The sequence below is a fragment of the Shewanella sp. S1-58-MNA-CIBAN-0166 genome (assembly GCF_040310085.1).
GTDB lineage: Bacteria > Pseudomonadota > Gammaproteobacteria > Enterobacterales > Shewanellaceae > Shewanella.
On the sequence record NZ_JBEOPN010000044.1, the window covers coordinates 25,694 to 36,856 of the forward strand.

General features: G+C 42.3%; 9 protein-coding genes. 1 reads left to right on the forward strand and 8 read right to left on the reverse strand.

Annotated features, from left to right (window positions below; all coding sequences use genetic code 11):
• Window positions 1–153 precede the first annotated feature (153 nt).
• The 8 genes from AAEY99_RS19690 to AAEY99_RS19725 all read right to left on the reverse strand — a co-directional run bounded on the left by AAEY99_RS19690 (window position 154) and on the right by AAEY99_RS19725 (window position 9,131).
• On the reverse strand, window positions 154–969 hold the full coding sequence (locus AAEY99_RS19690) for an ABC transporter permease subunit (RefSeq protein ID WP_101088810.1): 816 nt from the start codon (window positions 967–969) through the stop codon (window positions 154–156).
• Window positions 966–1,865, reverse strand: coding sequence for an ABC transporter permease subunit (locus tag AAEY99_RS19695; protein WP_101088809.1), 900 nt, complete (start codon window positions 1,863–1,865; stop codon window positions 966–968). Before AAEY99_RS19695 ends, AAEY99_RS19690 begins: the two co-directional genes overlap by 4 nt.
• A complete protein-coding gene (gene potA, locus AAEY99_RS19700) occupies window positions 1,862–2,998 on the reverse strand; it encodes a polyamine ABC transporter ATP-binding protein (protein ID WP_101088808.1) in 1,137 nt (378 codons plus the stop codon). The genes AAEY99_RS19695 and potA overlap by 4 nt, the downstream gene beginning before the upstream one ends.
• Window positions 2,999–3,158: 160 nt before the next feature.
• The gene (locus AAEY99_RS19705; RefSeq protein ID WP_101088807.1) at window positions 3,159–4,259 is read right to left on the reverse strand and encodes a polyamine ABC transporter substrate-binding protein; all 1,101 of its coding nucleotides are present in this window, start codon (window positions 4,257–4,259) and stop codon (window positions 3,159–3,161) included.
• Window positions 4,260–4,516: 257 nt separating this feature from the next.
• Entirely contained in the window at window positions 4,517–5,917 is a 1,401-nt protein-coding gene (locus tag AAEY99_RS19710; protein ID WP_351011679.1) for an aspartate aminotransferase family protein, read from the reverse strand.
• Between the two features lie 97 nt (window positions 5,918–6,014).
• A complete protein-coding gene (locus tag AAEY99_RS19715; RefSeq protein ID WP_182744198.1) occupies window positions 6,015–7,370 on the reverse strand; it encodes a glutamine synthetase family protein in 1,356 nt (451 codons plus the stop codon).
• A 2-nt stretch (window positions 7,371–7,372) separates the two neighbouring features.
• Window positions 7,373–8,137 (reverse strand): gamma-glutamyl-gamma-aminobutyrate hydrolase family protein, encoded by a 765-nt coding sequence (locus AAEY99_RS19720; RefSeq protein WP_101088805.1) that lies wholly within the window; start codon window positions 8,135–8,137, stop codon window positions 7,373–7,375.
• 445 nt (window positions 8,138–8,582) lie between these two features.
• Entirely contained in the window at window positions 8,583–9,131 is a 549-nt protein-coding gene (locus AAEY99_RS19725; protein ID WP_101088804.1) for a cupin domain-containing protein, read from the reverse strand.
• Between the two features lie 233 nt (window positions 9,132–9,364).
• On the opposite strand from AAEY99_RS19725, the gene AAEY99_RS19730 reads away from it, so the two are divergent.
• Window positions 9,365–10,672 carry an NAD(P)/FAD-dependent oxidoreductase gene (locus AAEY99_RS19730; protein WP_182744197.1) on the forward strand — a complete coding sequence of 436 codons (1,308 nt, stop codon included), beginning with the start codon at window positions 9,365–9,367 and terminating at the stop codon, window positions 10,670–10,672.
• Window positions 10,673–11,163 lie beyond the last annotated feature (491 nt).

The window sequence follows — 11,163 nt, forward strand, 5'->3', positions numbered from 1 at the left end:
TGCAAATTTAAAAACTAGCATTAATCGCGTAATTTTTGACACTTTGTTGAATATATTAAACACCTGTGTCAGTAGAATATAGCAAATAGATTATCGAAAATAAAAAGCCACACTGACATCAGCGTGGCTTTTACATTGTGTTATTGAGTATTGTTATTCCATCGCAATTTTAGCTTTTTTCTCTGCTCGGCGTGCAAAATACCAAGATAAGAAAGCCACTAAAGATACCGCTAAAATAATAATCGTCGCCAGCGCGTTAATCTTAGGTGAAACCCCTAAGCGTACTGACGAAAAAACCACCATAGGCAAGGTTGTAGAACCAGGACCAGAGGTAAAGCTGGCAATCACTAAGTCATCTAATGACAAGCTAAATGATAACAACCAACCGGCAATAAGTGATGGCGCTATCATTGGTATGGTGATTAAAAAGAAGGTTTTTAATCGCGTTGCACCTAAGTCCATCGCCGCTTCTTCTATCGACAAATCCAGTTCACGCAGTCTTGACGATACCACTACCGCAACATAAGCAGCACAGAAAGTAGAATGGGCAATCCATACCGTAAACATGCCGCGCTCAGTGGGCCAGCCAAAGGTTTCTGACATTTGTACAAATAACAGTAGCAACGACAAACCAGTGATAACTTCAGGCATAACCAAAGGTGCGGTGATCATGTTAGACAAGGTTAACTTAGCCCATGAGCGTCTAAAACGGGTCATCACAAACGCTGCCATCGTTCCAATAATCACTGCCATGGTGGAGCTATAAAAGGCAATGCGTAAACTGGTCCAGACTGCATTTAATATTTGCTGGTCCTCAAATAGCTCGCCATACCATTTAGGCGAAAATCCTCCCCACACGGTAACCAGTTTTGAGTCGTTAAATGAATAGATGACCAAAATCAGCATTGGCGCATATAAAAAGATTAACCCCACCCACAACATCACTTTAGAGAAACTTAACTTCTTCATACGTCGCTCTCCATGTTGCGTGACTGATAACGGTGGAACAAAGTAATTGGGACAATCAATAACGCTAGCATAACAATCGCTAATGATGAAGCTACCGGCCAGTCGCGGTTATTAAAGAACTCTTGCCACAACACCTTACCAATCATTAATGAGTCAGGACCACCCAGCAGCTCAGGAATAACAAACTCACCCACGGCAGGGATAAATACCAACATCGAGCCAGCGATTACACCGCCCATTGATAATGGCAGAGTAATTTTCCAGAAAGTATTGATACTGCTAGAGCCTAAATCTGAAGCAGCTTCTAGTAAGCTTAAATCTAATTTAACTAGGGTGGCGTATAGCGGCAGAATCATAAACGGTAAGTAGGCATAAATAATACCAATGTATACTGCAAAATTAGTATTCAACATTTGTATTGGTTCAGAAATAATGCCTAACCAAGTCAGGGCGTTATTGATTAAACCGTTGTTACTTAAAATACCCATCCATGCGTATACCCGAATCAAAAAGGAGGTCCACGACGGCAACATCACCAGTAGCAGCAATACCGCCTGCATTCTTACTGGGGCGCGGGCAATAGCATAAGCCATCGGAAAACCAAGCACCAAACAGCCAAGTGTGGCAACAAAGGCCATTTTTAATGAGGTTAAGTACGCCATGTAATACATTGAATCTTGCAGCAACAATAAATAGTTACCCAGATTAACGAATATATTTAGCGCCTCATCAACATAATTAAACGTTGGCTCGTACGGTGGAATGGCAATCGCAGCAGTCGAAAAGCTCAGCTTTAATACTATGGCGAACGGTAAGGCGAAAAACAGTAACAACCATAGGTATGGAATCCCCATGGTGAGATGTCGGCCTTTGAATATTTTCAATGGATTCTTCATGAGTTTAATACAACCCCGCTGGTGTCTTCCCAACTGATATAAACCTCATCTTCCCACGTTGGGTGATCGGCGCGGCGTTCACGGTTAATCATTGAGCATTGAACGATTTGGTTGTTTTTCAACTTAATGTAATACACCGACAAACCACCTAGATAGGCGATGTCATGTACTACGCCGTGAGCCCAGTTATATTCACTTTCGGGCTTCTGACGGCTAATAATGGTTTTTTCTGGTCGTAGGGCTAAAAATACATTTTTGTTTTCTAGACTGGTTGAAATACCGTGACCAATGTAAAACTGTTGCGATAAAGTTGGCGATTTAATAATTGCGTGGTCAACTTCATCTTTAATGATTTCACCTTCGAATAAGTTAACCGTACCAATAAACTCAGCAACCATACGGCTAGCTGGCGACTCGTAAATGTCCATTGGGCTGCCGGTTTGGGCAATCCAACCTTCATGCATAATCGAAATACGTCCGGCCATAGTCATGGCTTCTTCTTGGTCATGGGTTACCATCACGCAGGTAACACCTACCGCTTCTAAAATATCGACCACTTCTAACTGCATTTGAGTACGCAGCTTTTTATCTAATGCGCCCATTGGCTCATCAAGTAATAATAATTTAGGTCGCTTTGCTAATGAACGAGCTAAGGCGACACGCTGACGTTGACCACCCGATAACTGATGCGGTTTACGTTTACCGTATTTGTCCATGTGCACCAGTTTAAGCATTTCTTTAACCCGCACAGCAATATCAGCCTTAGGCATCTTGTCTTGCTTCAATCCAAAAGCAATATTTTGTTCAACCGTCATGTGCGGAAATAAAGCATACGATTGGAACATCATATTAATAGGGCGTTCGTACGGTGGCATATCAGTAATGTCGACACCATCAAGAAAAATACGCCCCTCAGTTGGCTTTTCAAAACCCGCGAGCATGCGTAACAAGGTTGATTTACCCGAACCTGAACCACCCAAAAGCGCAAATATTTCGCCACGGTTAATGGTTAACGAGACGTCGTCTACTGCACGCACATCATCGAAAAGTTTGCTGACACGCTCAATTTTGAGCAGCACTTTATCTTGCGTCTTTGTGGTTGGTTTATTAGTGACGCTCGAGGTGTTTACCATAATACTGCTCCGCCTTTTGGAGTATGCGTACCGCAACAGAACAGCCTGTTTCTGGGCACACGTAACAATCTGTTAAAGTGGCAAAATTAGCCAATAAATACATCAATACTGCTATAAAAACAGGGCGAGAGGGCTCGCCCTGAGTGCTAGTGAGGTTAGGTTATTGACCTGACTTCACTTTGGTCCATGCACGTGTAACTACACGTTGAATTTTTAATGGACGAATATCGCCAATGTACAACTTATCAATTACCGACTGTGGTGGGTAAATGGCTGGGTCATTACGAATCGCTTCGTCAACTAAGGCTTGTGCTGGAGCGTTAGGGTTAGCGTAAGCAACATAGTTACTGATAGGTGCAATCACTTCAGGGCGAAGTAAATAGTTAATCAGTTTATGGGCGTTATCTACGTTAGTGGCATCTTGTGGGATGGCTAACATATCAAACCATAAGTTGGCGCCTTCTTTTGGAATAGAATAGCCAATCTTATTACCGTTACCGGCTTCATCAGCACGTGCAGCAGCCTGGAATACATCACCAGAGAAACCAAACGCGACACAGATATCGCCGTTAGCTAAGTCTGAAATGTAGCGCGATGAATGGAAGTAAGTGACGTAAGGACGTACTTTTTCCAACACTGCGGCGGCTTTTTCATAATCAGCAGCATTTTTACTGTTTGGATCTAAGCCTAAGTAAATCAGGGCTTGAGGTAACATGTCGTCGGCAGAATCAAGCATCGAGAAACCACATGAGCCAATTTTTTCAGCATACTTAGGGTTAAAGATAAGCTCTAAAGAATCAAATGGCGCATCTTCACCTAATACCGCTTTCACTTTTTCGATATTATATCCAATACCGTTAGTGCCCCATAAATACGGAATTGCGTGCTCATTGGCCGGATCAGCTTTTTGTAGCTGTTTCATTAAATCAGGCTTTAAGTTGGCATAATTAGTCAACTTAGCGCGATCAAGCTTTTGAAATGCACCCGCTTTAATTTGCTTAGCTAAAAAGTGATTAGACGGAACAACAATGTCATAACCGCTGTGGCCAGAAAGTAATTTCGCTTCAAGTACTTCATTACTGTCAAACACGTCATAAATAACATGAATACCGGTTTCTTTCTCAAAATTGGCTAAGGTATCTTCGGCAATATAATCCGACCAGTTGTACATTTTAACCACTTCCTGAGCCTGAATAGCAGTGCTTGAAAACACACCCGCAGTAATTAAGGCCAATGTGGATAGTTTGTTTAATAGCTTCATACTTTCTCCCTGTTGGATAATGGTCAGAATGGTACTGACATTTGTTTTTTTCGCTAGGTCTTACCAGCGTGTAAAATCTTCTTTCTAATGAAAGAAATTATCCAATGCTACAACTTAACTATGCATCGGTATGGTTAACGCGACATTACTTGTTTCCTTCAGCGCGATTCTATCAAAAACACTTTCGATTACTAGATCGTGTAAATGCAATTGGTTAAAAAATCACTATATTGCAATAATCATTCAGTAACGGGACATCACTCCATGGTTTTTACTTGTTGATAAGTATCATTTAACGCTTGCGTCGCTTTCGCGACTAACTCGTCAATCTCACTATGACTAATGGTTAATGGCGGTGAAATAATCATGGTGTCGCCAACGGAGCGCATCACCAAACCATGGGTGATACACGCATCGCGGCAATATGTTCCAACGCCGACGTTGGCATCAAATCGTTGTCGTAACGATTTATCTTTGACTAACTCTATAGCTGCAACTAACCCAACACCACGCACCTCACCCACTAATGGATGTTCGGCCAATTGTTGTAAGCACGACTGTAAATACGGCGAGGTATCGTTAGCCACACGTTCAACTAATTTTTCTTGTTCAATAATACGAATATTTTCTAATGCAGCTGCTGCGGCAACCGGATGACCAGAATAAGTAAAACCGTGGGTAAATTCGCCGCAGTCTTGCTTAATAACCTCGGCCACTTTGTCTGACAAAATCACCCCGCCCATTGGCACATAACCGGACGTCATGCCTTTGGCGATCGTGATAAGGTCTGGCTGCAAATCAAAATACTCAGCGGCAAACCACTTTCCGGTACGGCCAAAACCGCTGATCACTTCATCAAGAATAAATAAAATATCGTATTTGGCTAAAATGCGGTTTATTTCAGGCCAATACGTTGATGGAGGAATAATCACCCCACCTGCGCCTTGAAAAGGTTCGGCAATAAAAGCGGCAACATTGTCTTCGCCTAGCTCAATAATTTTGGCTTCAAGTGCTTGCGCAGTTTTCAAACCAAATTCTTCTGGGGATAAATCTTTACCTTCGGCATACCAATAAGGTTGCGCAATATGCACCACGCCAGGAATAGGTAAATCGCCTTGTTCATGCATGCCCGACATACCACCTAAACTGGCACCCGCGACAGTAGAACCATGGTAAGCATTAACCCGACTGATAATAGTTTTCTTGCTTGGTTTGCCTTTTAAATCCCAGTAACGTCGCACCATACGTAAGTTGGTGTCGTTTGACTCAGAACCCGACCCGGTAAAAAACACATTGTTCATGTGCGCAGGGGCAAGAGAAGCAATTTTTTGTGCTAATTCAATCGCTGGAGGATGAGAGCATTGGAAAAAACTATTATAAAAGGGCAGCTTTTGCATTTGTTTGCTGACAGCATCCACAATTGACTGCCGACCATAGCCCACATTGACACACCATAAACCTGCCATGCCATCCAACAGTTTATGACCCATTACATCCCACAGATATACTCCATCAGCCCGTTCGATCACCCGAGTGCCCTTTTCAGCTAACCCCTTTGAATCGGTAAATGGGTGAATAAAATGCTGTTTGTCTGCTGTTTGCAGACGTTCAAGCTTTTGCTGTTGGATCATCGCATCTGTCGATAATGGTTTTGTCATACTTGTATCCTTTCAAACAGATAGCAAATCCGTTGGTATTTGCTATCTGCTGCTATCCACACACATTAATAATGTAAGCCAATACGCTCAGCCATCATTACACTGTTAGTAATAAGAACTCACGTTCCCACGAACTCACAACGCGTCTAAAGTTTTCAAGTTCAGCTTGTTTTACCGCCACAAAACCAGTGGTAAAAGATTGACCTAAATACTCAATACAAGCCTCACTAGTTTGCATCGCCACTAACGCTTCTTCTAAGGTTAAAGGTAAACGATTTTCATTATTAGTGCGGCTTTCGTTCGACTTGCCCGTGACTGGTGTAGAAGGTTTTAAGTCGTCAACCATACCGATATAACCACATAATAAGCTGGCAGCAATCGCAAGATAACAGTTAGCATCAGCACCCGGAATACGGTTTTCAATACGACGATTTTGTGGCGATGATTCAGGAATACGAAGACCACAAGTACGATTTTCCACGCCCCATTCCAAGTTTACTGGAGCAGAAGTGCCCGGTAAGAAGCGGCGGAACGAGTTAGCACTTGGCGCCATTAACGGTAACAATTCAGGAATGTACTGTTGTAAACCCGCAATATAGCTGAGGAATAATTTACTTTGAGTGCCATCTTCTTTAGTGAAAATGTTTTTACCGGTTTTAATGTCCAGTACGCTCTGGTGAATGTGCATCGCGCTGCCAGGTTCATCGGTAACAGGCTTAGCCATAAAGGTGGCACACACATCATGCTTTAATGCGGCTTCTTTTAAGGTGCGCTTAAAAATGAACACCTGATCGGCTAATGACAATGCATTACCGTGGCTGAAGTTAATCTCCATTTGTGCTGGACCGTCTTCATGAATCAAAGTATCAATATCTAACCCTTGGATTTCACACCAATCATACATATCTTCAAACAATGGATCGTATTCGTTAGCAGCATCGATAGAGAAAGACTGACGGCCTGCTTCTGGGCGGCCAGAGCGCCCAATAGGTGGCTTAAGCGGTAAATCATGATCATCAGAACGTTTGGTGAGGTAAAATTCCATTTCAGGAGCAATCACCGGTTCCCAACCTTTATCTTCATAAAGCTTAAGTACTTTCTTCAACACGTTACGCGGTGACAATTCAATTGGATTACCCATACGATCATAACAATCATGGATAACCTGAGCCGTGGCTTCAACGGTCCATGGCAACATAAATACTGCATTTTCGTCTGGAACACAGACAAAATCGATATCGGCATCATCGAGAAGTTGATAATAAATTTCTTCGTTAATGAAATCACCGGTGACCGTTTGCAACAGCACGCTCTCAGGTAAACGCATGCCTTTTTCTGATACAAACTTATCTACTGGGGCAATTTTTCCTCGTGCAATGCCAGTCATATCACTGATAACACATTCTACTTCGGTAATTTTTTTGTCTTTTAAAAAAGCGATTAACTTATCCATTTTTATCTCACTTGTGTTGCCGCATGTTGTCTACAGGCTTGTCCGAATGCTTCGAAAATTGCAGTATAGAATGCATTTTCGGTTACTTTCCATTCTGGATGCCATTGGACTCCCAATGCAAAATTTTTAGCATTTTTAACAGAAAATGCTTCTACTAAACCGTCTGGAGCGAATGCTTCTGGCTGTAACCCCTCACCAAGACGTTCAACGCCTTGAGTATGAACAGAGTTAACCTCTGCGGTGTCACAGCCCCATGCATCGTGAAGAAGCCCGCCAGCAACCAGATTAACTGGATGCGAAATACCATATTGCACATCTAATGGGGCTTTCTTATCTTCACGATGTTCAATATACGTGCCAACTTCATGTAGCTTCTGATACAAACTGCCACCAAAAACAACGTTCATTTCTTGAAAACCACGACAAATACCTAATACAGGGATCCCTGCATCAATAGCGGCTTTTATCAGTGGTAAGGTTAATGCGTCACGCTTGGGATCATGATGGGTTCCATCATCACTAGCAGGACCTTGGTAATGATGAGGTTCAACATTCGATGGAGAACCTGTAAAAAGGATTCCGTCGAGACGAGCAAGAATAGCGTCAATAGGCGTATCTACGCCCAGTGATGGGATGACTAAGGGGAACCCTTTAGCGCCATTAACTACACTTAACAAGTATTTCTCACCCACAATGTTAAATGGATGAAGACCAATTTGCTGGTTGCACGCTACTACCCCTATGAGGGGAAGACCTGACAGAGACATATCTCACCTTTAGCAAAGAATGTGACGAACTTAATGTTTTGCGTGTTCGTTTTTTCACACACTACACGGATTTTTTTAGCTAGGCAAGAGGATAACTGATGATAAAAACAACTTTTAACAAAAATAAATTAAAACACTTTAAAAACATAACAGTAACTTTAAATTAACCGTAATGCATAAAAAAATATTCCCAGTAACTTTGATGAAATATCATAAAGAAATGCGCCAAAATGGGGAGGACAATGCACGAAAAAAGGGAATTTGTTGCTTAATATTCTTTACACAAGCCAATAATATCATGCTAGGAAGTAACACGACAAAGGCTAAAAGTGAGTTAGGAATTAGCTTTTTGAGAAGTAGGAATAGCAAGATTAATTGATAATCTTGGGCTATTCCCTTGAACAAATGTAGTAGATATAAGCAGAAAAAGTTGAATAATAAATCATTAAAAATCAGCTGGTGTTGTGGCGCTAGTTAGCTTGCAAGGTTCATCAAATGGGTTACGAAATCGATGAGGTTGTTCACTATTAAAATAGTAACTGTCGCCTTTTTCGAGGATAAAAACCTCTTCGCCAACAGTAAGCTCAAGCTTACCTTCTATAATGATGCCACCTTCCTCACCCTTATGTTGCAGCATTTCAGCGCCTGTATCAGCATTGACAGGATATGTTTCACTCATTAGCGACATCGCACGGTTTGGGTAATCACGGCCAATAAGCTTATAGACTAATTCACCCGTACCTATATCCAGCAACTCATTACCCCGATAAACCACTTTTTGGTCACCGATAGAGCCATCATCAATAGAGAAAAAATCCACTAATGACATCGGGATCCCGGCTAAAACCTTTTTAAGTGAACTCACCGAAGGGCTAACACTGTTTTTCTCAATCATTGAAATTGTACTGTTGGTAACCCCTGCACGCTTGGCTAACTCACGCTGAGATAACCCTTTCAATTTACGAACAGCTTTTAGGCTTGTACCAATATCCAAATTCGTTCTCCTAGTAAATGTTGACCAATATCCTGCTGCTAAAGTGTTGCAGATTATTAACACTTTACCAAAAATCTGTATTCATTAAGCATGATATCTTACTTAAATCAAAGCAATTGTATTTTACACCAAATAAGTGTTAAATAAAATGCACACCGCAGATGGCTTAGATTGCATCTAACTATTCATTTAAAAGTTATTATTACAACTATAATCAATAGCTTGGAGAATTTATGTCGCATAAATCCCCGATTCATAGCCAACACTACCCAGACTCCTTTTATGTCGCGACCGCCAAAGAGCTTTATCAGCACCCCAAGCTAACCGAAAACATTACTGTCGATGTGTGTATTGTCGGCGGTGGATTTAGCGGGATCAATACTGCAATTGAACTCAGACAACGCGGCTACAGTGTCGCATTGCTCGAAGCCAAACGGATTGGTTGGGGCGCATCTGGCCGAAATGGTGGTGAACTTATCCGTGGGATCGGTCATGATGCTAGCCAATTTCGAAATGAAATTGGTGACGAAGGTGTAAAATCTATTCAACAAATGGGTTTTGAAGCCGTTGATATTGTCACCGATCGCATTGCCGAGCACAAAATCGATTGCGACTTACACATGGGTTATTGTGATTTAGCCGTAAAGCCACGGCACATGGATGATTTAGCGGCAGAATACCAAGATCTGCAAGACCAAGGTTATCAAAAAACAATCAAGCTGCTTGATCGTTCACAAATTGGTGAAGTTATCGGTTCAGACTTTTATCAAGGCGCCTTGGTCGATATGGGCAGCGGACACTTGCACCCACTTAATTTAGCCCTAGGCGAAGCGCGTGTCGCCCGCGAACTTGGCGCACAATTATTTGAATACAGCGCCGCAGAAAAAATCATTAAAGGCACTAAACCCAAAGTCATTACCGCTGAAGGCGAAGTAACTTGTGACTATCTAGTCATGGCCGGTAATGGTTATATCGGTAACAAATTAAGCCCTTTCCTTGGTGGAAAAGTGTTGCCAACAGGCACCTATTTATTAGCCACTGAGCCATTAACCGAGCAACAATGTGCCAGTATCATCCCGCAAAACATGGCATTTGCCGATATGCGCGTGGCGTTAGACTACTTCCATTTATCAGCAGACCGTCGTTTATTGTTTGGTGGTTTATGCACTTATTCTGGTAAAGACCCAAAAGACATTGAAGCCGAGTTAAGACCTAATCTTGAAAAAGTGTTTCCACAATTAAAAGGCATCAAAATTGATTATGAATGGGGCGGAATGATGGGCATCGGCGCCAATCGCATGCCGCAAATAGGCCGTTTACCTGACGCAGCCAACATCTACTTTGCTCAAGCCTATGCCGGACACGGGGTAAACGCTACGCATATGGCAGCAAGATTAATTGCTGAAGCCATTAGCCAGCAATCACAACGTATTGATGTGTTTAATGACATTAAACACATGACCTTCCCAGGCGGGCCCATGTTGCGATCGCCATTGCTTGCAGCTGGAATGTTTTATCACAGAATGAAGGATTTGCTATAGGTTGCTGGATTTGCTGTGGGTTGGCAAAAGGGTCAACCTTTGTTCTTTTTATGGCCTGCGGCCACTAACGCTTAAGATCGCAAGGTTCCACCCTGCACAGGCCAAATACGGCGTCATTCCGGCAATGCTTTTGAGCCGGAATCCAGGTGTTATTTTTGCTTTGTACTTTTGTACTTTTGTACTTTTGTACTTTATGGCCTGCGGCCACTAACGTCGTGGCGCTTCACCCACACCAGAGCAAGAGGAAATTAACGGCTATTCCCTCTTGGAACTCCCAGCCGCCCCGCAACATTTTCACTATTTACAAAACAATAGCTTGATGTGGTCAAGTAAAACTGTACACAAACAGGGGGCGTTTTATGCAGCCATTTCGGCAGCCGCTGGCGTCATATAATTGTTATAACTATGACCACGTTTTGTATTGTAGTGCTTTAGTATGTAATTCAACGCATCCAGCTTCGCTTCATCAAAATTGTTGTAACCATACTTCG

Bases quoted from the DNA above. Each gene is read 5' to 3' on its own strand.
- AAEY99_RS19695 (WP_101088809.1), bottom strand. From the start codon at position 1,865: ATGAAGAATCCATTGAAAATATTCAAAGGCCGACATCTCACCATGGGG.
- AAEY99_RS19715 (WP_182744198.1), bottom strand. From the start codon at position 7,370: ATGGATAAGTTAATCGCTTTTTTAAAAGACAAAAAAATTACCGAAGTA.
- AAEY99_RS19705 (WP_101088807.1), bottom strand. From the start codon at position 4,259: ATGAAGCTATTAAACAAACTATCCACATTGGCCTTAATTACTGCGGGT.
- AAEY99_RS19720 (WP_101088805.1), bottom strand. From the start codon at position 8,137: ATGTCTCTGTCAGGTCTTCCCCTCATAGGGGTAGTAGCGTGCAACCAG.
- AAEY99_RS19730 (WP_182744197.1), top strand. From the start codon at position 9,365: ATGTCGCATAAATCCCCGATTCATAGCCAACACTACCCAGACTCCTTT.
- AAEY99_RS19690 (WP_101088810.1), bottom strand. From the start codon at position 969: ATGAAGAAGTTAAGTTTCTCTAAAGTGATGTTGTGGGTGGGGTTAATC.
- AAEY99_RS19710 (WP_351011679.1), bottom strand. From the start codon at position 5,917: ATGACAAAACCATTATCGACAGATGCGATGATCCAACAGCAAAAGCTT.
- potA (WP_101088808.1), bottom strand. From the start codon at position 2,998: ATGGTAAACACCTCGAGCGTCACTAATAAACCAACCACAAAGACGCAA.